At 70.2% G+C, this 23,528-nt stretch carries 21 protein-coding genes; 13 read left to right on the top strand and 8 right to left on the bottom strand.

What is annotated here, in order from left to right; translation table 11 throughout:
• The first annotated feature begins 128 nt into the window (after positions 1-128).
• Positions 129-563 (top strand): protein-tyrosine phosphatase family protein, encoded by a 435-nt coding sequence (locus ACSHV8_RS24330; protein WP_436536069.1) that lies wholly within the window; start codon positions 129-131, stop codon positions 561-563.
• 16 nt (positions 564-579) lie between these two features.
• Here the strand turns inward: ACSHV8_RS24330 and ACSHV8_RS24325 are convergent, their stop codons facing one another.
• The 3 genes from ACSHV8_RS24325 to ACSHV8_RS24315 are packed head-to-tail and all read right to left on the bottom strand — an operon-like array spanning position 580 to position 3,683.
• The gene (locus ACSHV8_RS24325; protein ID WP_436536067.1) at positions 580-1,686 is read right to left on the bottom strand and encodes a Rieske 2Fe-2S domain-containing protein; all 1,107 of its coding nucleotides are present in this window, start codon (positions 1,684-1,686) and stop codon (positions 580-582) included.
• Entirely contained in the window at positions 1,683-2,768 is a 1,086-nt protein-coding gene (locus ACSHV8_RS24320; protein WP_436536889.1) for a Rieske 2Fe-2S domain-containing protein, read from the bottom strand. The genes ACSHV8_RS24325 and ACSHV8_RS24320 overlap by 4 nt, the downstream gene beginning before the upstream one ends.
• Before the next feature lie 24 nt (positions 2,769-2,792).
• Positions 2,793-3,683 carry a polyprenyl synthetase family protein gene (locus ACSHV8_RS24315; RefSeq protein WP_436536066.1) on the bottom strand — a complete coding sequence of 297 codons (891 nt, stop codon included), beginning with the start codon at positions 3,681-3,683 and terminating at the stop codon, positions 2,793-2,795.
• A gap of 191 nt (positions 3,684-3,874) precedes the next feature.
• On the opposite strand from ACSHV8_RS24315, the gene ispG reads away from it, so the two are divergent.
• Genes ispG through ACSHV8_RS24290 form a run of 5 tightly spaced genes read left to right on the top strand, consistent with a single transcriptional unit; the run spans position 3,875 to position 8,874 of the window.
• Positions 3,875-5,017 carry a flavodoxin-dependent (E)-4-hydroxy-3-methylbut-2-enyl-diphosphate synthase gene (gene ispG / locus ACSHV8_RS24310; protein ID WP_436536887.1) on the top strand — a complete coding sequence of 381 codons (1,143 nt, stop codon included), beginning with the start codon at positions 3,875-3,877 and terminating at the stop codon, positions 5,015-5,017.
• A complete protein-coding gene (locus ACSHV8_RS24305) occupies positions 5,014-6,780 on the top strand; it encodes a 1-deoxy-D-xylulose-5-phosphate synthase (RefSeq protein ID WP_436536065.1) in 1,767 nt (588 codons plus the stop codon). The genes ispG and ACSHV8_RS24305 overlap by 4 nt, the downstream gene beginning before the upstream one ends.
• 23 nt (positions 6,781-6,803) lie before the next feature.
• Positions 6,804-7,784: a 4-hydroxy-3-methylbut-2-enyl diphosphate reductase gene (locus tag ACSHV8_RS24300; protein ID WP_436536064.1), complete on the top strand. Its 981-nt coding sequence runs from the start codon at positions 6,804-6,806 to the stop codon at positions 7,782-7,784.
• A 53-nt stretch (positions 7,785-7,837) separates the two neighbouring features.
• Positions 7,838-8,158, top strand: a complete 321-nt coding sequence (locus tag ACSHV8_RS24295; RefSeq protein WP_436536063.1) for a DMT family transporter — start codon at positions 7,838-7,840, stop codon at positions 8,156-8,158.
• Complete coding sequence (locus ACSHV8_RS24290) at positions 8,155-8,874, top strand: phosphatase PAP2 family protein (RefSeq protein ID WP_436536062.1); 720 nt, start codon at positions 8,155-8,157, stop codon at positions 8,872-8,874. Before ACSHV8_RS24295 ends, ACSHV8_RS24290 begins: the two co-directional genes overlap by 4 nt.
• Before the next feature lie 24 nt (positions 8,875-8,898).
• On the opposite strand, the gene ACSHV8_RS24285 is transcribed toward ACSHV8_RS24290, so the two are convergent.
• From ACSHV8_RS24285 to ACSHV8_RS24270, 4 genes are all read right to left on the bottom strand, one after another.
• Positions 8,899-9,165, bottom strand: a complete 267-nt coding sequence (locus tag ACSHV8_RS24285) for a LuxR C-terminal-related transcriptional regulator (RefSeq protein ID WP_436536061.1) — start codon at positions 9,163-9,165, stop codon at positions 8,899-8,901.
• Positions 9,166-9,430: 265 nt separating this feature from the next.
• Positions 9,431-10,528: a Rieske 2Fe-2S domain-containing protein gene (locus tag ACSHV8_RS24280; protein ID WP_436536060.1), complete on the bottom strand. Its 1,098-nt coding sequence runs from the start codon at positions 10,526-10,528 to the stop codon at positions 9,431-9,433.
• A 4-nt stretch (positions 10,529-10,532) separates the two neighbouring features.
• Positions 10,533-11,492, bottom strand: a complete 960-nt coding sequence (locus ACSHV8_RS24275; protein WP_436536059.1) for a hypothetical protein — start codon at positions 11,490-11,492, stop codon at positions 10,533-10,535.
• Between the two features lie 1,313 nt (positions 11,493-12,805).
• Complete coding sequence (locus ACSHV8_RS24270; RefSeq protein ID WP_436536058.1) at positions 12,806-13,993, bottom strand: PEP/pyruvate-binding domain-containing protein; 1,188 nt, start codon at positions 13,991-13,993, stop codon at positions 12,806-12,808.
• A 109-nt stretch (positions 13,994-14,102) separates the two neighbouring features.
• Between ACSHV8_RS24270 and ACSHV8_RS24265 the strand changes: the two genes are divergently transcribed.
• The 5 genes from ACSHV8_RS24265 (at position 14,103) to ACSHV8_RS24245 (ending at position 18,419) form a co-directional block, all read left to right on the top strand.
• Entirely contained in the window at positions 14,103-14,747 is a 645-nt protein-coding gene (locus ACSHV8_RS24265; RefSeq protein WP_436536057.1) for a transcriptional regulator, read from the top strand.
• 10 nt (positions 14,748-14,757) lie between these two features.
• Positions 14,758-15,360: a histidine phosphatase family protein gene (locus ACSHV8_RS24260; RefSeq protein ID WP_436536056.1), complete on the top strand. Its 603-nt coding sequence runs from the start codon at positions 14,758-14,760 to the stop codon at positions 15,358-15,360.
• A gap of 318 nt (positions 15,361-15,678) precedes the next feature.
• Positions 15,679-16,872: a cytochrome P450 gene (locus ACSHV8_RS24255; protein ID WP_436536055.1), complete on the top strand. Its 1,194-nt coding sequence runs from the start codon at positions 15,679-15,681 to the stop codon at positions 16,870-16,872.
• 15 nt (positions 16,873-16,887) lie between these two features.
• Positions 16,888-17,670 carry an FkbM family methyltransferase gene (locus ACSHV8_RS24250; RefSeq protein ID WP_436536054.1) on the top strand — a complete coding sequence of 261 codons (783 nt, stop codon included), beginning with the start codon at positions 16,888-16,890 and terminating at the stop codon, positions 17,668-17,670.
• Positions 17,667-18,419, top strand: coding sequence for a thioesterase II family protein (locus tag ACSHV8_RS24245; protein ID WP_436536053.1), 753 nt, complete (start codon positions 17,667-17,669; stop codon positions 18,417-18,419). Before ACSHV8_RS24250 ends, ACSHV8_RS24245 begins: the two co-directional genes overlap by 4 nt.
• Positions 18,420-18,437: 18 nt before the next feature.
• Here ACSHV8_RS24245 and ACSHV8_RS24240 read toward each other — a convergent pair whose 3' ends face one another.
• Positions 18,438-19,688: a cytochrome P450 family protein gene (locus tag ACSHV8_RS24240; protein ID WP_436536052.1), complete on the bottom strand. Its 1,251-nt coding sequence runs from the start codon at positions 19,686-19,688 to the stop codon at positions 18,438-18,440.
• On the opposite strand from ACSHV8_RS24240, the gene ACSHV8_RS24235 reads away from it, so the two are divergent.
• Both ACSHV8_RS24235 and ACSHV8_RS24230 read left to right on the top strand, forming a co-directional pair.
• Complete coding sequence (locus ACSHV8_RS24235) at positions 19,650-22,439, top strand: AAA family ATPase (protein WP_436536051.1); 2,790 nt, start codon at positions 19,650-19,652, stop codon at positions 22,437-22,439. The two genes, ACSHV8_RS24240 and ACSHV8_RS24235, sit on opposite strands and share 39 nt — an antisense overlap.
• 262 nt (positions 22,440-22,701) lie before the next feature.
• Positions 22,702-23,496, top strand: coding sequence for a phytanoyl-CoA dioxygenase family protein (locus tag ACSHV8_RS24230; protein WP_436536050.1), 795 nt, complete (start codon positions 22,702-22,704; stop codon positions 23,494-23,496).
• Positions 23,497-23,528 lie beyond the last annotated feature (32 nt).

Below are 23,528 nucleotides of genomic sequence, written 5' to 3'. Positions count from 1 at the left end.
GTTCACCTGCCCTCGGAGTTCATTTCGGGTGGCATCGATATGAGGCATATGCTTGTTGGCGGCCCCTCGGGGCCTGTGGTAAGAATTGTCTTCATCGCGGCAGTGGTGTTCGCATAAGGAGGTTCCAATTGGCGACGGCGCATTCCTGGGATGAAGGATCGGCCGGAATTCTGCGTCTTCCCTCCGGGGCATTGATCCGGGGCAGGGGCCTGCGTAATCCCGTCCCGGCGGGACCGGCCCCGAAATTCGGCGTGTATCTGCTGGGGAAAAAGCCTCCGGCCGTCGAATGGGACAGCACCTGGATCCGCTGGCGAGATTTCTGGCTCCCGTCCGATCGTGACGCATTCCGGGACGCCTTGACCGCATTGCTGGAACGGTCCAAGAATGAGCGTGTGGAAATCGCCTGTTACGGGGGCCGCGGCCGTACCGGGACCGCCATGGCGTGCCTGGCCGTGTTGGACGGCCTGCCTGGCGATCAGGCCGTCGACTACGTTCGTACTCACTATTCCCACCACGCTGTGGAAACGCCGTGGCAACGGCGTTTCGTCGTCAATTTCCGCTGATCGGGCGCGGGCCGGCTCACTTCGCGGAGTCGTCTTCGCCGTCGTGCTCGGCCCGCCGCACCCATCGGTCGTAGTGCGCGCGGAAGCGGGCCAGCGGTGCGTCCTGTTCGGTCAGCACACCGTCGCGCTCCTGACCGAAGTCCGCATAAACGCGCAGACCCTCATGGACTTCTCGCCGGCGGAATCTGCGATAGGCCCGCAGCCTCGACGCGTCCCGGACGGGATCTCCCTGCCGGCGCACGAAGGACCAACCCCGCACGATGGTGTGGCCGTCACGGACCGGCGTGACGGCGATCAGCTCCCGGACCACGTCCTGGCCGGCGACGGAGAAGGTGAGCCGCTGGCCGCCCGGCCAGCCGTCCACCAGCAGATCCGTGCTTTGCTGCGGCGCCGTGCCCCGCAGCACGTCGGGCAGCCGCGGTCCGTGGAACTCCAGCCTGGCCCCGATCCACGCGTCGGCCGTGATCGCCGGACCGTTCCCCAGGGTTGCCCCGGAATCGGGCAGCACCGCCGAGCGGTCCGGGCCGATCGCCGCAAGGTCGTGGAAGGCGGCGAAACGCTGATGGTCGAATGCCTGTTCCAGGACCCGGCGAGGCGAGGCCGACGTGGCGTGCGCGAACCGGTGCCGCTGGTAGGCGCCCCGGGCCAGTACCTGCGACGGCAGCGCGGGCAGCGGGAACATCGGCTCCTCGGATCCGTACCAGACCCACAGGAATCCGTACCGTTCCAGGACCGGGTAGGCCCGCCGCCGAGCCAGGTGGCTGGGCAGACGGTCCAGGCGCGGAATGTGGACACAGGCGCCGGTGGCGTCGAATCGCCAGTGGTGGAACACGCACCGCAGCTGCCCCTCGACGACCTTGCCCAGGGCGAGGCTGGCGCCCAGGTGCGGGCAGTGCAGCGGAAGCACCGAAGCCCGGCCGGTGTCGTCCCGCCAGGCCACCAGCTGACGGCCGAACATGGTCAGGGATCGAGGCTTGGTGCCGACCAGGTTCGACGGCAGCGCCACGTACCACGACGCCGCCAGCCGGGTCATGGCCTGCGGCCCACCGGCCGGCGGCGGCACGGCTGCCGAGACGTGGGCCTGCTCCACCGTCGCCAGGCGGTCGCCACCCGGCCCGGTCACGGTCGTCCTCCGAAGGCCGGGTCGACCCGGTCGACCCAGGACTGGTAGTACTTGCGGAAGCGCAGCAGCCCGTTGTCGTGCCAGGCCCGCAGCGTCCCGGTCTCCGCCTCGGTGTTGTTGTAGACGGGCAGGTCCTGCGTGCTGCCGCCGCGATACTGGCCGAACAGCATGAACAGGTTGAACAGGGTTCGCAGGCCGATGCCGCTGCCGCGCGGTGTCACCATCCAGCCGACCTGGGTGGTCCGTCGTTCCTCGATCGGGACGATGGCCAGGAGCACCTTGTAGAACACCTTCCCGTCGACGTACCCGGTGAAGCGCTGGCCGCCGGGCCAGCCGTCCACCAGGACCTCGAAGCTGTCGCCGGCCGCGAACGTCGCGGACTTCGCCACCAGCCACCGGTAGGGATCGCGGACGGGATGGCCGGGCGTGGCCACCCCCTCGAACCAGGAGCCGAGCCAGGCGTCGGTCTCGATCGGTGATCCGTTGTCGGCCGCCTCGGACTGATCCTTCAGCATGCGGAACTCGGTGCTGTCCAGGGAGAGTCCGTGGAGAGCCTCGAAGTGGAAGTAGTCGAAGGCGTTCTCGAGCAGTTGCCGCGCGGTGCCGATGGTCCGGTCGGCATACCGGAATCCGATGTAGCGGTCGCGGTCGGCGCCGCGGGGCGGGAAGTCCGGGAGGGCGAACAGCGGTTCGGGTGTGCCGTACCACACCCAGACGAAGCCGTAACGCTCCTGCACCGGGTAGGTCTCCAGGCGGGCGGTCGTCGGGATCCGATCGCTACCGGGAATCCGGACGCACTTGCCCGAACCCTCGAAACGCCAGCCGTGGAACGGGCAGCGCAGCTCGCCGTCGACGACCTTGCCCAGGGCCAGGCTGGCGCCCTGGTGGGGACAGAATCGCTCGGCGATCACCGGCCTGCCGGTGCGGTCCCGCCAGGCGACCAGGTCGCGGCCGAACAGCCGGACGGCCACCGGGTTTCGTCCCAGTTGGCCGGACGACATGCCGACGTACCAGCTCGCCGCCAGGCCCACCGGGACGGCATCGGGTCTCGCCGCCTGCGCGGAGATCTTGCGTGGCAACACACTCTTCAACCGCGTTCTCCCTCCTCAGTAGGACCGGCTACAGACGTAGTCGGCGATGGCGAACAACGGGATCGCGCCCTTGCCTAGGACGTCGACATCCTGTTTGGCCGACTCCACGAGCGCGGCGGCACGCCGGCGTGACTCGTCAAGACCCAGCAGTCTCGGGAAAGTCGCCTTGTTCGCCCGGTCATCCTTGTGCGGGGTCTTGCCCAGCTCCTCGAGGGTGGCGGTGACGTCGAGGATGTCGTCGACGATCTGGAACGCCAGACCGATCTTCTCGCCGTAGCGGCAGAGCCGTTCGATGGTGTCCTCGCCCGCTTCGGCCAGAACCGCCCCGGAGACCAGGGCCGCCACCAGCAGGGCGCCGGTCTTGCGGGCGTCCATCAACTCCAATGCCGGCAGATCCACGTCGTTGCGGTCGGTGTTCCGGATGTCGATCACCTGTCCGCCGATGGCGCCGTGCACGCCGATCGCGCGCAGCAGCGTGTTGAACACCCGTAGCAGTCGTTCCGGCGGCGCCTCGGTGTGCTCGAGGACGTACTCCAGCGAGAACGACAGCAGCGCATCGCCGGCCAGCACCGCCACGCCCTCGCCGAAGACCTTGTGATTCGTGAGCCGGCCGCGCCGGAAATCATCGTTGTCCATGGCAGGAAGATCGTCATGGATAAGGGTGGCGGTATGCAGCATCTCCAGGGCCACCGCGGTGGGCAGCGCGATTTCCGGCCGGCCGCCGTGCGCCGTGCACGCCGCCAGGCACAAGATCGGCCGAAGCCGTTTGCCACCCGACATCAATGAGTACCGGATCGAGGCACCCAGCGGTTCTGGAATGTCATCGGCAAGGGCTCGCTCAAGCTCCCGATCGATGAGGGCCTGCTGTTCTCGCAGGTATGACGACAACTCGAATTCCTGAAGCATGAAACCTCGCTTCGACCGGACTGACCTTAGCGAAGGCTAACGTGATCCAATCATTGAAGCCTGTGCATTTGCACGGTGTTCACGGCGGGTCGGTCGGTTAAGGATTTGTGATGACGCCGTCGATGGCCGGCGCCGATGATCGCCGGTCGGCCCACGGGCACCGGCATTCCCGGATCGCGTCGGGACAGGACATGCGCAACGACCACGGTGAGGGAGCAGCCATGACCGCTTTGCACATTGCCCGGCGTCCCACTCGTCAGCTGAAAGTGGGAAAGGTAGGGGTCGGCAGCGACAGCCCGATCTCGGTGCAGTCCATGACCACCACTCCGACCAGTGACATCGACGCCACACTGCAGCAGATCGCCGCGCTGACCGCGGCCGGCTGCGACATCGTCCGGGTCGCCGTTCCGTCCCAGGACGATGCCGACGCGCTCGCGGCGATCGCGAGCAAGTCGCAGATCCCCGTGATCGCCGACATCCACTTCCAGCCGCGGTACGTCTTCGCCGCGCTCGACGCCGGCTGCGCCGCAGTACGCGTGAACCCTGGCAACATCAGGAAGTTCGACGACCGGGTGCGCGAGATCGCCGAGGCCGCGGCGGACCGGAACGTCTCGATTCGTATCGGTGTCAACGCCGGATCACTCGATCCCCGGCTGCTCGCCAAGCATGGCGGCGTCACCCCGGAAGCCCTGGTCGAGTCGGCGCTGTGGGAGGCCGGACTCTTCGCCGAGCACGGGTTCCACGACCTCAAGATCTCGGTCAAGCACAACGACCCCCAGGTCATGGTGCGCGCCTACGAGCTGCTCGCCGCGGCCTGCGACTATCCGCTGCACCTCGGGGTCACCGAGGCCGGACCACCGCCGCAGGGCATCGTCAAGTCCGCGACGGCCTTCGGTGCGCTGTTGCGCCAGGGCATCGGCGACACCCTGCGGGTGTCACTGTCGGCGGACCCGGTCGAGGAGGTCAAGACCGGAATCGGCATCCTCGAAGCGCTCGGCCTGCGCGAGCGCACCGGCCTCGACATCGTCTCGTGCCCGTCCTGCGGTCGAGCCCAGGTCGACGTCTACGAGCTGGTGGCCGAAGTGCAGGCCGCGCTGGACGGGCTCGAGGTTCCGCTGCGGGTCGCCGTGATGGGCTGCGTCGTCAACGGGCCGGGCGAGGCACGAGAAGCCGACCTGGGGGTGGCCTCCGGCAACGGCAAGGGGCAGATCTTCGTCAAGGGCCGGGTCGTGCGTACCGTGCCGGAGTCGCAGATCGCCGAGGTGCTCATCGAAGAAGCGCTGCGGCTGTCCTCCGGATCCGCCCCCACCGAGGTCACCGTGAGCGGCCGGTGACCGAGCAGCGGACAACGGCGTCCGATCCTTCGTATGCGCACCTGCACGACCTGTCTCCGGAGACGGTGCGCCGATGGACGCCTGAGCAGTGTGAGCGCGGTGCCGAGGACATCCGCAGTTTCCTGGTCGAGCGCGTCACCCGTGCCGGCGGCCACCTCGGCCCCAATCTGGGCGTGGTGGAGTTGACCATCGCCCTGCACCGCGTCTTCGACTCGCCCCGCGACGTCCTGCTCTTCGACACCGGCCACCAGTCCTACGTGCACAAGATCCTGACCGGCCGGGCCGCCGAGTTCGGCACCCTGCGCCAGGCCGGCGGCCTGTCCGGTTATCCCTGCCCGGCGGAGTCACCGCACGATTTCGTCGAGAACTCGCACGCCTCGACCGCCCTGTCCTATGCCGACGGCATCGCCAAGGCGTTCGCGTTGCGCGGCGAGCCGCGCCGCGTGGTGGCCGTGGTCGGCGACGGCGCGCTGACCGGTGGCATGTCCTGGGAGGCCCTGAACAATCTGGGCGGCGGCCCGCTGCCGGTCGTCGTGGTGGTCAACGACAACGAACGCTCCTACGCACCTACCGCAGGTGCTCTGGCTCACCACCTGGCCCGGCTGCGCGGCGGCGATCCCGGCGCGACGAATCTGTTCGATCAACTGGGCCTGGCCTACCTGGGCCCGGTCGACGGTCATGACATCGCCGCGACCGAACAAGCTCTGCGCCAGGCCAGAACCATGAACCGTGCGGTGGTCGTGCACTGTGTCACCCGCAAGGGCGCCGGCCACCGACCGGCCGAGGACGACGAGGCCGACCGCATGCATGCCATCGGCCCGGCCGACGCCGGCGCCGGCCGGTCCTGGACGTCGGTCTTCGGTGAGGAGATCGACCGGATCAGCGCCGTACGCCCGGATGTCGTGTGTGTCACGGCGGCCATGGCGCTGCCCGCCGGGCTGGGACCGCTGCTGCGACGCGCGCCCGAGCGCGTGTTCGACGTCGGGATCGCCGAGCAGCACGCGGTCACCTCGGCCGCGGGACTCGCGATCGGCGGACTGCACCCGGTGGTGGCCGTCTACTCCACGTTCCTCACCCGGGCCCTGGACCAGGTGCTGATGGATGTCGCGCTGCACCGCCTGCCTGTCACGTTCGTGCTCGACCGTGCCGGGATCACCGGACCCGACGGGCCGAGCCATCACGGCATGTGGGATGCGAGCCTGCTGGCGCTCGTTCCCGGGCTGCGGCTGGCGGCACCGCGAGACTGCACCCAGCTGCGGCAGCTGCTGCGCGAGGCCGTGTCCCACTCGGACGGCCCCACCGCCGTCCGCTTCCCCAAGGGAACGGCGGGCGCGGAAGTTCCGGCGGAGCATCGTGCCGCCGGGTACGACGTGCTGCACACCGCGCCGGACGCCCGCGTGCTGATCATCTCCGTGGGACCCATGGCCGAGGCATGTCTCGAGGCGGCCCGGGATCTGCACGAGCACGGCACTGCGGCAACGGTGATCGATCCACGCTGGATCTCGCCTCTGACGCCCGAGCTGGTCAAGCTCGCCGGTGCCCACCAACTCGTCGTGACGGTGGAGGACGCGACCGCCACCGGATCCGTGGGCGGACGTCTGGCGCAGGCGCTGGCGGCGTCCGGCTCGGCCACCCGCACCGTGCCGCTCGCTCTGCCGGCCGCGTTCGTCGCGCACGGCTCCCGGCGACAGATCCTGCGAGCTCACGGCCTTGACGCGGCCGGGATCGCGGGTGCAGTGCTCAAACACCTGGATCAACCGTGACTGTCGACGGAAGGGACGTTCATGTGACCCGCAAGGTTCTGCTCGCGGCGCCGCGGGGTTTCTGTGCGGGTGTCGACCGGGCGGTACGGGCCGTGCGGTCGGCACTGGCGGAGTACGGCCCGCCGGTCTACGTGCGGCATGAGATCGTGCACAACACCCACGTCATCGCCGAGCTTGAGGCGGCCGGCGCGGTCTTCACCGACGACCTGGACGAGGTGCCGCCGAGCTCGGTCGTCGTGTTCTCCGCGCACGGGGTTTCCCCGGAGGTCCGCCGGCACGCACACCGCCGATCGCTCAGCGTCGTCGACGCCACCTGCCCGCTGGTGTCGAAGGTTCACGCCGAGGCACGCCGCTACGCCCGCGACGATCACCAGATCGTGCTGATCGGGCATCACGATCACATCGAGGTCGCGGGTACCCGTGGTCACGCCCCACAGCACACCCATGTCGTCGACCCCGACGATCCGGCCGCCGTCGCGAACCTGGCCCTGGACGAGGACCGGCCCGTGGTGTGGCTGTCACAGACCACGCTCGCCGTCGGCGACGTCGAAGCGACCGTGACGCGGCTGCGCGAGCGGTTCCCGCATCTGATGCAACCCCCGAGCGACGACGTCTGCTACGCCTCCACCAACCGGCAGAACGCGATAGCGGCGATCGCCGCCCGGTGCGACCTCGTCCTGGTCGTGGGATCGCCCACCTCGTCCAACTCGCAGCGGCTGGTCACCGTGGCCCGGCGGGCCGGAGCTCGCGCCGCCCATCTCGTCGACAACGCCGATCAGCTCGATGCGCGCTGGCTGCAGGGCGTCGGCACCATCGGCGTGACCAGCGGCGCCTCCGCGCCGGAGCACGTCGTGCGCCAGCTGCTCGACCGCCTGGCCGGGCACGGATGGAGCGATGTCGAGCAGATCGGCAGCGGCTCGGAGAACATCACCTTCGGCTCACCGCCGATCGGGAAGACCCGCCCGGGGCCGGTAGATGCGCCGCGCCGTGGCGACCGGTCCTGAGGGATCCACGGCCGGGCGCACTGCCGGCGCCGGTCACCGACGAAAGGATGGGAATGGCCTGGATTCTGCTCATCGGAGCGATCGCCGCCGAGGTCGTCGGCACCACCGCTCTCAAGATGAGCTCCGGTCTGAGCCGGCTGGTGCCGAGTCTGATCGTCGGAGTGGCCTACGTGCTGTCGTTCACGCTGCTGGCCTTGGCCGTGCGGCACCTGCAGGTCAGTGTCGCGTACGCGATCTGGTCGGGCGTCGGCACGGCGGCGATCGCTCTCATCGGCTGGCACGTCTTCGGTGAGTCGCTCACCGTCGCGAAGGTGAGCGCGATGCTGCTGATCATCGCCGGCGTGGTCATCCTCAACCTGACGGAGGCCAGGTGAGCGCCCGACCGGTCGCCCGTACCGGGCTGCGGCAACTCGTGATCGTGGTGCTCGCCTTGGTGGCGGGCGGTGCCGCCGTGGCATTGCTGGTGCCGCCCGGAGCCGCCGGGCACGGCGTTCTCCTGGTTCGTGACGGCCCGTCCGCGGTTGTCTATCGCGAGCTGACCTCGGCGGTCGCCGGTGCCCCGCCGTGGGTCACGGCCGCCGGTGGACAGCTATCCGGCGCCGGTCTGCTGGTGCTGTTCACCCTGGTGTTCGTGGCGGCGTGGATGCGGCGCGGTGATCGCCGGGTGCTGTGGCTCGGGGCACCGGCCGTGCTGGTCGGCGCTCTGATCGCAGACGTGGTCAGCGGCGCGGTGAAGGCGGCCGTCGAGGAGGAGCGTCCCTGCCGGGCGTTCGCCGACACCGCGACGTGGCTCGCCTGTCCCGCGGAGGGCCACTGGTCGTTCCCCAGTGACCACGCCGCCATCGCCGGTGCACTGGCCACGGGCGTCGTGCTGCTCGTACCGCGCCTGGCGTCGGTGGCGGTGCCGGTCGCGCTTGTCGTGGCGCTCGCCCGGGTGCTCGCCGGCGTGCACTATCCCCACGACGTCCTCGCGGGACTGGGGTTGGGCGTGGCGATCGCCGTGGCCTGCCGGTCGCTGGTACCGCGGCTCACCGGGCCGTCGGTGCCCGCCGATGACCGGGACCCGACCGGCGGCCGGGTGCGGCCATGACGGCAGAAGGGCAGGCACAACGGCTCAAGGCTCTTCTTTGAGCGCCGGAGGCCAGGAATCCGGCTGGAGCACGCCCTGGTTGTACGCGCGGGCCACGATCGATGCCCGGTTCGCCGCCTGAAGCGTGTCGCGAAGGGCGGCGACGTGGTAATCGAGCGCGGTGCGGGACAGGTAGAGCTCCTCGCAGATCATCTTCGAGCTGTAGCCCAGAGCGAGCAGCTCGAGGACCCGGCCGCGAACGGCCGAGGAACGGCTGCGATGGGACACGTCGTCGATCAAACGCACTGACATACCTGGAGTCCAAACTTTCGACCGGCCCGCCCCGTGACCCTCCTAAAAGGACACTGACGGTGCTCGGATGAGCACGAGAATTGTTGCCACGCCGGTGTGGCGACGCCGCCCTTTCCGTGTTCGCATCGATCCGGGGGCCGCAGTCCGGTGCACCCCTGTGCCGGCACCGTGCCCCGTCCGCTCGGCGGCTGTGAAAAAACGTTTCACGAAGGCGGAACGGGGGCGGCGAATGCGCTCGGGCGGGAGCCCTTGCGCCGGCCGGCCGTCACGCCGGCATAGATCCTTCGGCGCCGCCTGGGCCGTCATCAGTGCCGGACGCGGCCGAGCGGCCGGCGCGATAATGGTCAGCGTCGACCACCCGGTCCACCCACGACTGGTAAAAGCGCTGGAACAGCCGGACGCCGTCGTTGCCCTCGGCGTGGTCGTTCTCCCGGACCGGCTGGCCCCGGCGAGCCGTCGCGGTCGCGGTGACCCGGCTCGTCAAGAGCTGTACCAGGTCCGTCCGGACCCGGCCGGTCTTCTCGACGGCGGTCGCCACGTGCCTGACGGTGTGACCCGGCGCGACGGGTGTGGTCGCCAGCAGCATCCGGTACTGCGGGACACCGTCGGAGAAGGATGAGATGCGCTGTCCGGTGGGCCAGCCGTCGACCCGTAGCGTGATCTGGCCGGCGTCGGTGCCTGCCGATCCGGCGAGCGTCTTGAGGGCTGTGGCGCGCCGGGGCAGTCGTATCTCGGCGCCGAGCCATGCCTGCGCCGGGATCGGTGACCCGTGGTCGCCGGTGAAGTCCTCAGGAGCCAGCATGCGCAACCGGGGTTTCCCGGCCCGCAAGCCGTGCACCGCGGCCAGGTAGCCGGCGTCGTAGGTCCTCTCCAGGACGTGCCGCACCGATGTCGTGACGGTGTCGGCGAACCGGAAGCGCCGATACCAGGCCGGACCGGCGTCGAGGGCGGGCAGCTCCGGGAGAGCGAACAGTGGCTCGGCACTGCCGTACCAGGCCCAGACGTAGCCGTATCGTTCGACCACCGGCCATGGCCGCCGGTGTGCCGCGGCGGGGATGCGGTCGGATCCGGGGATCTGGACGCATGTGCCCGAGCTGTCGAACTTCCAGCCGTGGAACGGGCACTCCAGCAGGCCGTCGACGATCTTGCCGTGGGCGAGGCTGGCGCCCATGTGTGGGCAAGCGCGGGGCATCAGTACCGGATGGCCGTCGCTGCCCCGCCAGGCCACGACTTGCTGTCCGAAGAGGGTCAGCGACGCCGGTCGTCTCGTCAGGTCCCCCGACGGTAGGGCGACGTACCAACTGGCCGCCAGATCGAGTGCGGCCCGCAGTTCTGTGCTCGTCCGGGTCGTGTCGTGTCTCATCGGCTCACCCGCTCCCCGCCTCGGCCCGGGCGGCGTGTTCGGCCCAGCCGGCGTAGAACTTGCGGAACTTGAGCACCCCGTGGTCGTACTTCACCGGGACGACGGGTGCGGACTCGACGGCGTGCCGGTAGATGACCAGGTCCTGCAGCGTGCCCTGCCGGTGCTGGGCCCGGTATCCCAGGTAGGTCAGCACGTCTCGGATCGGCCGTCCGGTGCGGGCCACCAGCGTCCAGCCCCGCATGACGGTCCGGCCCGCCGCCACCGGCGTGATGCCGAGCAGTTCCTTGGCCACCACCTCACCGTCCAGCAGGAACGTGAGCCTCTGACCGGTCGGCCAGCTGTCGACCAGCACGTCGGAGCGCTCGGTGCGGTAACCGAAGGTGCGGAACGGCTGCGGTATGTACAGACCGCGGGCGGTCAACTGGGCGCCGAACCAGGCGCCGTCGGCTATCGGCGGGCCGTTCTCGGCCGCGGCCTGCTGGTCCGGGAGCAGCGTCATGTCCATCGGGATCCGGGATTTCACCCCGTGCAGGAACATGAAGTGATAGAAGTCGAACGCGTTCTCCAGAATCCGCCGGGGCGATCCCTCGGTGGTGTGGGAGAAGCGGTAGGTCAGGTAGCGCTTCCGGTCGCCGTCGAGCGCCGGAACCCGGGGGAGCGGATACGCCGGTTCGGCTCCGCCGTACCAGGCCCAGAGGTAGCCGTAGCGTTCCAGCACCGGGTAACTGCGCAGCCGCGTGGCATCCGGCGAGCGTTCGGCCGGGTCCACGTTCGCCAACTCGCTGCGGCGCTGCGCGATGACGGCGTGGCCGCTGCCGTCGCGCCAGGCCACCAGATGGTGCCCGAACAGCGGCAGCGCCTGTGGCTTCGTGGTCAGCGAGCCCGACGGCAGGGCGATGTACCAGCCGGCCGCGAGGTGCAGCCCGGTCCGGGCCGCCGTACGGTCACGGGGCGCCACCGTCACGGTCGGCCACCGCCGGCTCGGGCGAGCGCCTGGCCGCTACGCGATCCGGCGGTGCGGGGCCGGCGGTTGGTCACGCCTGGCGTCGTGCCGTGTGCTGGCGGTCTGCGCCGTTCTTCGCCGGTCAAGGGCGCTCGCACGGGTGACCGGCGCGCCGAAACATCGAGGTGTCCGCAATCGGCGGACGGGACTGCTCGATGGAGAAGATTTTGTGGCGCTCGCGGATAAGCAGAGAGATCAAACTGCGTAGCGTCACGAATGTGCGGTTCCCCGAATGTACCCACGATCGCCAAGCTAGCACTCGCAACATTGATGGTCAACTAATGTTAAGGCTGACGTTGCTTTCCGTTATCTGATCTGTGAGATGCATTTTCGTGCATCGGCATCCTTGAGCATCTTGTGATGCTGTGCTATTTCTTCCGAGCCGCACCACGGCGGCGATGATCGGCCTGGCCGGTACCCGATGGCCGGCTCGGCCGGGCCGAGCTCGCGTGCTGCTCGGCCCGCAGCCCCGCCGATGCCAGGTATGTGCCGGCCCGCGCGCCTTGATCACGGTCACGGCGTTGATGAGGGCAACGATCCGGCAAGGGCCTGCCCGGTCTCGATCAGCGTGGGGTCCGCTGGGCACCGACACCCGCATCGCCTGCACAGGCTCCGACGCGCCCTCGACGTATCGCAGGCTGAACTGATCGTGGCCGCCTGTACTGGTTTCACCAGCGAAAACTCGGCATCGAGCCGGGGCATCGGCCGCTGCCGGCACGACGACGGGCCCTGGGCGACCGGGCCGAGCGGCCGGCCGAAGCCGACGTGCGCAACCCGCTTGCCCCGCCGGCGGACGCACCTCGCACTGGATGGGCGCACAAGTTCACGCCCGGATCGGGGCCCTGCCCACGCCGTGACGGCCCACTCCTCAAATCCCTCCGCACATGGGCAAAACGCCTAGAGGCCAGCCGGAGCTGGAATCCGCAGTCGTGGGATCCGTTGTCCCGGTGCTGCCAGTGGGGTGTGCTCGGTCCACCGGCAGCAGAGGCGGGGTCGTCGGGCCGCAGGCGGCTGTCGCGGTGTCGGCAGGTCCTTCCTTGCCGTGGTGCGGCTACCGAGGTCCGCCGGGAGGAGAAAGGGCGTCCGCCTTTTCTCGCCGATGGACGGACCCCAGCCCCGGGCGCGTTTCTTGCAGTATCAGGTGTTGGATACTTGTGTCGAATAAGGGGTGCTGAATTCCGTACCGGAGGTGGCGGTTTAATGTTTGGCCGGAATGGCGAGTCGATGGCACGTGACCCGGCGGGAAAGGTGCACCGGACGTGCGGTCGGCGCCGTCAGAACACGGTGATACGCCCTGTGCTGCCGTCGACTTCGACCATGGCGTCCTCGTGCAGGGTGGTCGTGGCCTCGCCGACGGCGAGGACGGCGGGCAGGCCCTGCTCGCGCGCCACGATCGCCGCGTGCGAGAGGACGCCCCCGGTCTCGGTGACGACCGCGGCGACCACGCCGAACAGGGGAGTCCAGGCCGGGTCGGTGGTCCGGCAGACGAGGATGTCACCGGAGCGGACGCGGCCGAAGTCCCCGATTCCCCGCACCACGCGCACCGGGCCCCGGGCGACGCCGGTGCTGCCGGGCGTGCCGGTCAGGACGGTGGTGTCCCCGTCGGCCGGTGTGGCCAGGTCAGGAAGCTCGGACGTGATCGGACGCGCTTGCAGGAGCCAGATTCGGCCCCGGGCGTACGCCCACTCGATGTCCTGCGGCTGTTGAAGGAGTCGGGCCACCTCCCGGCCGAGGTGAGCCAGCCGTAGCACCTCCTCGTCGGGCAGGCAGAACCGTTCGCGGTCCGCAGGGTCCACCTCCCGGGTGACGACCGTGCCGTCCTGGCGGTCGACACGCGTGGTTTTGCCGCCCAGCATCCGGCCCACGACCCGGTCGCCGGAGACCGTCCACGAGTCGGGGGTGACGCGGCCGGCGACGACGCTCTCGCCCAGCCCCCAGGAGCCTTCGACGCGGACGTCGGTTCCGGTGAACAGCACGCCGGCGACCTCGGCGTCCACCAATTCCTGCACCAGCACCGCCACGCCGGGCGGCTCGGTGGTGGCGGCCCGGTGGCGGTAGGCAACGGCGCGATCCGACCACACGGAGGCCCAGCACCGGCGCACGGCGTCGGCCACCGCCGCGGTGCCGCTGACACCGAGGAAGGTGTCGTGCTGCCCGGCCGCCGTCGCGTCGGCGGTGTCCTCGCTGGTCGCCGACGAGCGCACGGCCACGGGCGGGTCACCCATACGGGCGAGTTCCTGCTCGATCCGGCCGGGCAGTTCCGGCGGGAGCACCGCTTCCGCGAGCAGACCCCGGGTGGTGCCCGCGTCGCCGCTGCTGAGCCCGGCGGCGACCTGGTCGTACACCGTGGTCGGCACCACGAACCCCGGCGGCACCGGCAGCCCGGCGCGCAGCAGCCGGCCGAGGGCGGCCGCCTTGCCTCCCGCGGTGGCGGCATCGGCGTCGATAAGATCGATAAGCATCGCATCCTCCGGAGGGTGATTAACCCGAAATGACCGATGGCAACCCTACGTGTCCGGGCCGCGCGCGTCGGCGTTGACGTCCGACCGGGCAGTCTGAATGCTCTCTGCCATGACGTACGCTTCCACACCGGAGCTCCTCGTTCTGCACGGAATCCGGGTGTCCGGCATGGCCGGCGCCGCCGCGATTTCCCAGCGAGCGGGCATCGCCGAGGAAAAGACCACCGAGCTGCTCGAGGACTTCGAGGCCTATGGCTGGGTCACGCACGTCGCGTTCGGTGACACCAGCGGCTGGACCCTCACCGAACGCGGCCGCGACGAGGACAGCCGCCAACTCGCTGCCGAACTCGACCGGGCCGGGGCACGCCACGCCGTCGAGCAGGGGCACGCGGTTTTCGAGACGCTGAACGGCCGGCTGGTCAGAGCCTGCACCGACTGGCAACTACGGCCGAGCGAGGGGAACCGGCTGGCGACCAACGATCACAGCGACGCGCAGTGGGACGCGCGGGTGCTCGACGAGTTGACGGCGCTCGACGCCGAGCTGACCGGGCTGATCGCCGGCCTGGGCGCGGTGCTGGCGCGCTTGGGCGGCTACGACGAGCGGTTCTCGTCCGCACTGGTCCGGGCCCGGGCGGGTGAGCAGCAGTGGGTGGCCGGCATCGGCGTCTCCTCGTGCCACGCGGTGTGGATGGAGCTGCATGAGGACCTGCTGTCGACATTGGGCATCCCGCGCGATGCGAGCCGGGGTGGCAGGTAGGTTCGAGCCCATGGCAACCCGACACCTCTACGTTGTACGACACGGCGCGGCGGACGCATTCGGCGAGATCAAGGACACCGGGCGGCGACAGGCGAGTCTGCTGGGCGAACGGCTCGCCGGCCTGCCGATTCAACACATCCGGCACTCGCCGCTGCCGCGTGCCGCGGCCAGCGCGCAGGAGCTGGCCCGCCATCTGCCCGGAGTCCCCGTGTCGGAGTCCGCCGAGCTTGTCGATCACGTTCCGTACGTGCCGGACGCGGCCGAGATGCCCCGATCGTGGGCCGGTTTCTTCGACGGCTACGACGAGACGGAGGCCGCTGCGGGCCGAAAGCTCGCCGACGCGCTCGTGGCCCGATTCGGCCAGGTGCCCGCCGCGGGCGAGCCCGACACGTACGAGGTGCTCGTCACGCACGCCTATCCGATCGCGTGGCTGGTCCGCGAAGCCCTTGAGGCGCCCCTGGTGCGATGGCTGAGCCTGGACAGCGCCAACACGGGACTCACCGTGATCGAGTACCGCACCGGCCTGGCGCCCACGCTGGTGATGTTCAACGACATGAGTCACCTGCCCGCCGAACTGCGCTGGACCGGGATCCGGGCGGACGGCCGACCCTGAGCCGGCCCGCCGCGAACGCTCGGTGGGTGATCCGTGAGCGGCCCGCGGCCAGGCGTTGCCGACCGAGGGGCTGGTCCCACGCCGGCGCGGCCGTGAACAGGCTGGACCGCCGCGAGGTTCTTCGACGCACGGTGCGGGCGATGACCGCCGATAGGGCCGGATCCCCGTCGATCCGGTCCTGCACCGTGCTCAGGCGGTGGCGCGGCGAGGCACCCCTGGTCTTCACGGCGTGCCGTACCGGAAAACTCTGGGGCTGTGCTCCGGCCGTGCGGCGCGCATCATCGGGTGGCCGCCGACGGAACGGGGAGATCAGTCCGTATGCCGCTCACCAGCGCCGAGCACCTCTACGATCCGGACCTCTACCTCGACGGCGAGCCCGAGCAGCTGTGGCGGCGCCTGCACGCTGAACAGCCGATCCATGAGGGTGAGCGCGAGGGCCGCCGATTCCGCGTGGTGCTTTCCCATGAGCTGATCTCGCAGGTGTTGAAGAACCCCCGGGCCTTTACCTCCGAACGGGGGATGCGCCTGGACCAGAATCCGGCCGCGACCTCGAGCGCGGCGGGCAAGTTGCTCATCATCACCGACCCGCCGCGGCATACGAAGATCAAGAGGATCGTCAGCTCGGCGTTCACTCCGCGGATGGTGAGCCGCCTCGAACGCACCATGCGCGAAACCTTCGCCGCGACGCTCGACGAGGCGCTCCAGGCCGGCGTGTGCGACTTCACCCGGGTCGCCGCCCGTCTGCCGCTGGCGGTCATCTGCGACCTGCTCGGCGTGCCGCCGTCCGACTGGGACTTCATGCTGGACCGGACCATGACAGCCTTCGGCGCGGACGGCGCGCAGGCCGACGTATTGGCCATGGCCGAGGCCCATGCCGACATTCTGTCGTACTACGAGGAGCTGATCGGGCTGCGTCGCCGGGACCCCCGGGAGGACGTGGTCACCGCGCTGGTCAACGGCGTGGTCGACGGCGTGCCGCTGACCGACGAGGAGATCTTCCTCAACTGCGACGGGTTGATCTCCGGCGGCAACGAGACGACCCGGCACGCCACGGTCGGCGGACTGCTGTCCCTGATCGCGAACCCGGACCAGTGGGCACGGCTGCGCGCCGATCCGGGTCTGCTGACGAGCGCGGTGCAGGAGATCCTGCGCTTCACCAGCCCGGCGATGCACGTCCTGCGCACCGCGATCGCGCCGGTGCAGTTGGGCGGTCAGGAACTCCAGCCGGGTGATCCGGTCGCCCTGTGGCTGGCCGCGGGGAATCGCGATCCCGCAGTGTTCGCCGACCCGGACCGCTTTCTGGTCGACCGGCGGCCCAACCCGCACCTGGCCTTCTCGGCCGGCCCGCACTACTGCCTGGGCTCGGCGCTGGCCACGACGGAGCTCACGGTGATCTTCGAGGAGCTGCTGCGCCGGGTGCGTACGGCTGAGACGGTGCAGCCGCCGCGCCGGGCTCGATCGATCCTCATCTGGGGATACGAGTCGGCGCCGGTGCGGCTCACCGCAGCCTGACGGAACGGAGGAGACATGGCTGGCGCACGCCGTGAGCTGCGGCTGCCCGACGGACGGGCGGTGTGGTGCACGAGCCCCGGGGAGGCGTCGCTGATGTGGCGGGAGGCCACCGGGGACGGCTTCTACCGCCACGCCGCTCAGCGACTGCGCCCGGGGGACACGGTTTTCGACATCGGAGCCAACGTGGGGCTGGTGTCGATGATGTTCGCCGCCGCGCAGCCGCACCTGCAGGTGATCGCCGCCGAGCCCGTGCCGGACACGTTCGACTGTCTGGAGGCGAACCTGCAACGCTGGGTCCCCGGTGCCGTCGCGGTCCGGACCGCCGTCGCTGCCGTCGCGGGGGAGCGGAACCTGACCTACTATCCGGCCGCCCCGGGCAACTCCGGCCTGTACGCCGACGGTCCGGCCGACGACGCGCTGACCAGGACCTACATGCGCAACAGCGGCATGGACGACGAGTTCATCGATCTGCTCGTCGAGGGGTTGCACGACGGCCATGAGCTCTCGGTGCCGGTCACCACCGTCTCCGAGTTGATCCGGGCGTACGACGTCGGCACCGTCGCCTTGCTCAAGGTCGACGTCGAACGCGCCGAGCTGGACGTGGTGCGCGGTGTCGACGGCGCGGACTGGCCGCGCATCGAGGCGGTCGTCGCCGAGGTGCACGACGAGGACGACCGGCTGGCCGAGTTCTGTGCGCTGCTGCGCGAGGCCGGATTGCCGGCCCGGGTGCGTCAGGACCCGGGTCTGCGAGAGACCGGCCTGTACGAGGTTTTCGCGCAACGCGAGGCCGGGCGATGAGCGCGGCCCTCGTGGCTTTCGGCGCTGCCCCTGGCCCGGGCACCGGCCGTGCCCTCGTCTGTGTGCCGCACGCCGGCGGCAGCGTCGTCGCGTTCCGCGGATGGGCCGCGGCTGCGGGGGCGACCGGGATGACGGTGTCAGCCGTGCACTGGGACGAGGAGGACGCGGGCTCGCGTGGCATCGAGGAACGGGCCGATGCCCTGGCCGGTGCGCTCGGCACCCTCCCGGATCGCTACGTGCTGCTGGGGCACAGCCTGGGCGCGCTCACGGCGGCCGAGACCGTCCGCCGCCTCGAGCGCGATCCCGCCGCGCGGCTGCCGGAGCGCCTGGTGCTCTGCGCGGCTGCGCCACCGGGCTACCCTCGCGGCTTCCCTCCGGGCGTGCGCACCGCCGCCGACGCCAGTATGCGGGAGTACGCCCGGCAGCTCGGCGGCACGCCCGAGAGCATTCTGACCGACCCCGAGTTCGGGCCGGAGGTACTGACACGTCTGCGGGACGACCTCGATCTGATCGAGCGGTACCGGCCGGTCTTCGATCCGCCGCTGCGGACGCCGGTCTCGATCTACGGTGGCATCGACGATCCGGTGGTGACCCGCGACTTCCTGTCCGGGTGGCAACGGTTGGCCCCGCGTACCCGGATCCGCATGTTCGCCGGTGGCCACTTCTTCTTGCACGACAGGCCGGACGACATCTGCCGCAGTGTGGTCACCGACTGTGGACACTCCGATCGGGCCCCTTCCGGGGCATAGGGGCGGCTGGTGGGAACCTCACCACCGCACGGGCAGCCGGACCAGCTTGCGCATCCCGGAGACCGGATGCCATTGCAACTCCTGCCCGGTGAGCGTGAGTCCGGGGAAACGGGCCAGCAACCGGCTCAACGCCGTCTCGGCCTCCTGGCGGGCCAGCGCGGCCCCGAGGCAGTAGTGCGGGCCGGCGCCGAAGGACACGTGTGTCTCGGCCCGGCCGGTGGTCGGCCGGTTGATGTCCAGCTTCTGCGGGTCGGGAAACGTACGCGGGTCGTGGTTGGCGCCGCTGAGCGCGGCGGTGATGGCATCGCCGGCCTGGAACTGGGCCCAACCCACGTCGATGTCGCCGGTGGCATAGCGCATACGCGAGACCAGGACGGGCCCGCACCATCGCAGCAGTTCCTGTACGGCCTGTGGCATCAGGGCGGGATTCGAGCGCAGCAGGTCCAGCTGGTCGGGGTGGCTGAGCAACGCCCAGACACTGTTGGCGATGAAGTTCGCGGTGGTGTCGTGGCCGGCGATGACCAGGCTGAGGGTCATCGTGACGAGCTCGCGGTCGCTGAGCCGGTCGCCGTCGGTGTCGCGGATCCGGATCAGTTCGCTGATCACGTCGTCGCCCGGGTCGACGCGCCGCCGCCGCACCAGGTGGTGGGTGTAGTCGACGAGCGGCCCCAGCGTCTTGCCGAGGGCCTGCTGGTCGAAGGAGAGGTCGTGGGTCCAGCGCAGCCAGGCCGGCAGGTCCGCCGTGGGCACACCGACCAGCTCACCGATGACATTGATGGGCAATGGATAGGCGAAGTGCTCGAGCAGATCGGCCGCCCCGCCGGTGGCGTGGCTCGGCAAGGCGTCGAGCAGGTCGTCGGTGAGCTGCTCGATGCGCGGGCGAAGGGCGGTGACCCGCCGGACCGAGAAGGCGGGCGTCACGAGCCGGCGCAGCCGCGTGTGCTCGCTGCCGTCGGCGTCCAGGATCGTGTCGGCCAGATACGGGATGAGATCCTCGGCCAGGCCCAGTTTGCGCATGGCGTCGACCTGCAACGCCGGAGCCTTGCCGTGGGGCACCGTCGCGGGATTGTTGGCGAAGCGCGCGTCGCTCAGCACGGTACGCACGCCCTCGTGCCGCCCGGCGATCCACATCAGCGATCCGTCGACGGCACGCAGGGGGCAGGCCGCGGCCTGTTCGCGCAGCTGGTCGTAGGCGGCAGCGGGGTCGGTCGCCGGCGGCGGCGAAATTCGATGCTGCGGACGCGGAAGAGTTTCCCCGTGATCACTCATTGGGTGATTCCATTCGACAATAATCGGTGCACGCTCGTCAATGTACAAAGTGTGATGATCATTCTCGGAACTGAGCGGCAAATGGTAGCCGGGGCCGAGACGAATGGCAACAGTGCAAATCGTCTCGAAGGTGCTCATGAGCATATCTTCTGGACGGTCCGACAGTCCACTATGTACTCTGCGGGTAGGTTGTGTCTACGGCGTTCGGGGGAGCTTCGCATGACTGGTGCTTCGAGTGATGACTGTCCTGTCCTCCTGGAGCGGACAGCAGAATTGCAAAGAATTGACCACGTGCTTCGTGAGCTCGACGCCGGTCGCGGTGGCCTCGTCGTGGTCGAGGGCGGCGCAGGACTTGGCAAGTCCACCATATTGCAAAGGATGCGGCAACGCGCCACCGCGGGCGGAAACTGTGTCCTTTCCGCCCGCGGCGACGAGTTCCAGTCCGGGGTGCCGTTCGGTGTGCTGGCCCAGCTGATGGAGTCGGCGGGCGAGGGCTCGCGTGCCGCGCGGGAGCCCGGGGGCACCCTGTCCGCGGCCGAATTGCGCAGGTTGCGGCGAGGGCTGCTCGAGGTCGCCGGCCGTCGTCGCCTGGTGGTGGTGGTCGACGATGTGCGCTGGGCCGACGTGCCGTCGCTGCGGTTGCTCAGCTATCTCGCGTCGCGCGCCGCACGGACGCCCATGGTCCTGACCGTCGCCGCTGATCGTGCCGATCGCGGACCGGCGGCCGAGTGGCTCAGCGCCGCCGGCCTGGCCCGGGACACGACGTCGGTGCGGCTCGCCCCGCTGAGCGAGAAGGCCACCGAACACCTGGTGGCGCAGCACCTGAGCGACTCGACTCCGGCCGGGTTCGCCAAGGACTGCTTCGACGACACCGGCGGCAATCCCTTGTTGCTGCACGAGCTGCTGACCGAGCTCGCCCGCCGCGGCCCCGCGGTATCCGAGGCCGCACTGGACATGCTCTCGCGCCGCCCGCCCGCGCGGGTGGTGCACGAGGTGTCCCGGCGACTGCGCAGCCTGCCGGAGCTGTCGCTGGGGATCGCCCGCGCCGTCGCGGTGCTGGGCGCCGTCGCCGACCCGGGGATCGTGGCGCGGACCGCGGACTGCGCCGAGGCCGACGTTGTCGAAGCCGTGACCGCCCTGGTCGGCGCGGAGGTGATGAGCGACGGGCCGACTCTGCACTTCGCCCAGCCGATGCTGCGCGCCGCGGTCGACGTCGCCACCCCCGCCTTCGTGCGCCGTCACCTGCAGGCCCGCGCCGCCCGTGCCCTGGCGGAAACCGATGCCGGCCGGCGGCTCGGTCCGACGCTCGTCGCCGATGCGCCGGGAGAAGGTGAGCCGGCCGGCCCGGACGCCGCGGGAGCACCCGCTCTGCGGCTGGTCCTCGACTGCAGGTTCAACGACGCGATCACTGTGCTGCAGCGGGATTCCGCCGGGGCGCAGGATCCACACGACGGCCTGCGGCTGGAGGCTCTGTCGGCCGGTGTGGCCCAGCTCGTCCCGAGTGTCCACGAGCCCGACGGATCGGCCCGGGACGGCGCCTCGCGTGTTGCCGCTCGCGCCGCGTGGTCGCAGTTGGGGCAGGGCTCGCCCGCCGCTCACATCACGCGGCTGCAAGAGGATCTTTTGCGTGATCCCGCACCGTCGGGAGCCGAGACCGTGGTGCGAGTCGCCGCGCTGCTGGCCATCGTGATGCTCGGACCGGACGGCCGGCTCCTGGAGTCCCGGCACGCGATCCTGCGATTGCGCGACGCGGCGATCCGGATCGGCACGGAGCTGGCGGGTCTCGACCTGTGCATGCGAGCGGCGGTGGACCACCAGCTCGGTGACGTCGACGGTGCCGCGGACCTGGCTCTGCAGGTGCTCTCCGGGCGGGAGGGCTGGAATCCCCCCGGCCTGACCCGGGCGTTCGCCGCGGCGATCCGCGCCGAGGCTCTCGTCGATCAGGGTGCCGTCGAGGCGGCGGACGCGGTACTGGCCCAGCCGGAGCTGTTCGCCGTCGAGGGCCCGGACACCATCGCTCAACTGCCGTTGCTGCGGGCGCGCGGGCGGCTGCGCATCGAGCAGGGCGACGCCGAGTCGGGCTGGGACGATCTGGTGCGCGCTCGGCGGCTCGCCGTGGACCTGGGCCTGGCCTCGGGCGTCCGGCTCTCCTGGCCGGCTGCTCCGGTGGCGCTGCATCGGGCCGGCCGGACCGAGGAAGCGCTGTCGCTGGCCCGCCAGGAGCTGGCCGAGGCTCGGTCCGCGGGCGCCGCCCGGCCGATCGCCGCCGCTCTGCGCACCCTGGGTACGTTGACCCCCGGCGCCGGAGGCCTGCCCCTGGTGAAGGAGGCAGCGGGGATGATGGAGAACTTCCCCGATCCCTTGGAACGGGCTCGGAGCCTGCTCGCCTACGGCGTAGTACTGCGTCGTGCCGGCAAGCGTGGTGAAGCCCGAAGGCAGCTGCGGCTCGCCGCCGACCTGGCCGGCGCCTACGGCGCGCGGGCGGTGCGGGACCGGGCGGACGAGGAACTACATGCGATCGAGGCCGGGGGTGCGGGTCGCAAGTCGCGTCCGCTGCTGACGACTCAGCAACACCGCGTGGCCGAGCTCGCCGCGGCGGGTCTGCAGAACGAGGAGATCGCGCAGACGCTCTTCGTCACGGTGAAGACCGTGGAATGGCACCTCACCCAGGCATATCGCAAGCTTGGCATCGACTCACGGGCCGCACTCCCGCTGGCGCTGGCCGCCGCAACCCCAGGCTACTCGGCGTAGTCGCATGTGGACCCTGGGGTGATCCTGGGGGTCATCCCTGGTGCGGCGGGCGGCTCATGGTCGCAAGTATTGCCAACGACATGCAGACGGCGATCGGGCGGCGACGCTCGGCCCGGAACCACCCCTCTGACCCGCATCCGCGCTGAAGCGGATGCGGATGCGCCGAGCGCGGCCACCACGACTCGCCCGGCCTGGTCAGCTCGCGCCCGCTGCGCGCCTAATGCCGCTGGCATCGACCGACATCCCACCATCGGGAGCGCCCATGAGACTCACCGAGGAGCAGTATGCCGCCTATCGGACCGAAGGCTTCGTGACGCTGGAGAACGTCTTCTCCGGCAACGAGGTGGAGACCCTGCTGGCGGCCTTGGCAGTGGACCAGCGCACGCCCGGCCCACACCTCATCACCGAGTCCGACGGCACCACCCTGCGCGCCATCTACGCCTCACACCGGCGCCACCCGCTGTTCGCCCGGCTGGTGCGTTCGGATCGGCTGCTCGGCCCGGCACGCCAGATCGCCGGTCCGGACCTGTACGTACACCAGATGAAGATCAATTCGAAGCAGGCGTTCGGCGGGGAGCGGTGGGCCTGGCACCAGGACTACATCGTCTGGCGTGACGCCGATGGCATGCCCGTCGCCAACCAGGTCAACGTCGCGCTGTTCCTCGACGACGTCACCGAGTTCAACGGCCCCATCACCTTCCTGCGCGGCTCGCATCGGCTCGGCACGCTGGAACGTCCGAGCGCGACCGCAGGCGACGGCACCGGCCACATAGATCCGGACGACTACGCGCTGACCCCCGCCGAGCTGGCCGACCTCGTGAAGCAGCACGGCATGGCCAGCCCCAAGGGGGCCCGTGGCGACGTGCTGTTGTTCAGCTCGCAGATCGTGCACGGCTCCGGGACCAACATCTCGCCGTTCGCCCGGCGGGTACTGATCCTGACCTACAACCCCGTCCAGGAGCCTCCGCGCCCGGCCGGCGAGCCGCGTCCGGACCACCTCGTCGGAACGGACCGCACGCCGCTGGAGCCCATAGAGGTGCCCCTCGACCATCCCTGACCGACGCAGAGCCGCCCACCCGACGGGGGAAC

It is taken from the genome of Actinoplanes sp. HUAS TT8 (assembly GCF_051380535.1).
GTDB lineage: Bacteria > Actinomycetota > Actinomycetes > Mycobacteriales > Micromonosporaceae > Actinoplanes.
Note: the sequence above shows the minus strand (reverse complement) of the source record. Positions and strands in the feature narration are given on the sequence as shown.

Coding starts and splice junctions, on each gene's coding strand:
- ACSHV8_RS24315 (WP_436536066.1), bottom strand. CDS start 3,683: ATGCTTCAGGAATTCGAGTTGTCGTCATACCTGCGAGAACAGCAGGCC.
- ispG (WP_436536887.1), top strand. CDS start 3,875: ATGCGCAACGACCACGGTGAGGGAGCAGCCATGACCGCTTTGCACATT.
- ACSHV8_RS24295 (WP_436536063.1), top strand. CDS start 7,838: ATGGCCTGGATTCTGCTCATCGGAGCGATCGCCGCCGAGGTCGTCGGC.
- ACSHV8_RS24285 (WP_436536061.1), bottom strand. CDS start 9,165: ATGTCAGTGCGTTTGATCGACGACGTGTCCCATCGCAGCCGTTCCTCG.
- ACSHV8_RS24280 (WP_436536060.1), bottom strand. CDS start 10,528: ATGAGACACGACACGACCCGGACGAGCACAGAACTGCGGGCCGCACTC.
- ACSHV8_RS24270 (WP_436536058.1), bottom strand. CDS start 13,993: ATGCTTATCGATCTTATCGACGCCGATGCCGCCACCGCGGGAGGCAAG.
- ACSHV8_RS24265 (WP_436536057.1), top strand. CDS start 14,103: ATGACGTACGCTTCCACACCGGAGCTCCTCGTTCTGCACGGAATCCGG.
- ACSHV8_RS24260 (WP_436536056.1), top strand. CDS start 14,758: ATGGCAACCCGACACCTCTACGTTGTACGACACGGCGCGGCGGACGCA.
- ACSHV8_RS24255 (WP_436536055.1), top strand. CDS start 15,679: ATGCCGCTCACCAGCGCCGAGCACCTCTACGATCCGGACCTCTACCTC.
- ACSHV8_RS24250 (WP_436536054.1), top strand. CDS start 16,888: ATGGCTGGCGCACGCCGTGAGCTGCGGCTGCCCGACGGACGGGCGGTG.
- ACSHV8_RS24245 (WP_436536053.1), top strand. CDS start 17,667: ATGAGCGCGGCCCTCGTGGCTTTCGGCGCTGCCCCTGGCCCGGGCACC.
- ACSHV8_RS24235 (WP_436536051.1), top strand. CDS start 19,650: ATGCTGCGGACGCGGAAGAGTTTCCCCGTGATCACTCATTGGGTGATT.
- ACSHV8_RS24240 (WP_436536052.1), bottom strand. CDS start 19,688: ATGAGTGATCACGGGGAAACTCTTCCGCGTCCGCAGCATCGAATTTCG.
- ACSHV8_RS24230 (WP_436536050.1), top strand. CDS start 22,702: ATGAGACTCACCGAGGAGCAGTATGCCGCCTATCGGACCGAAGGCTTC.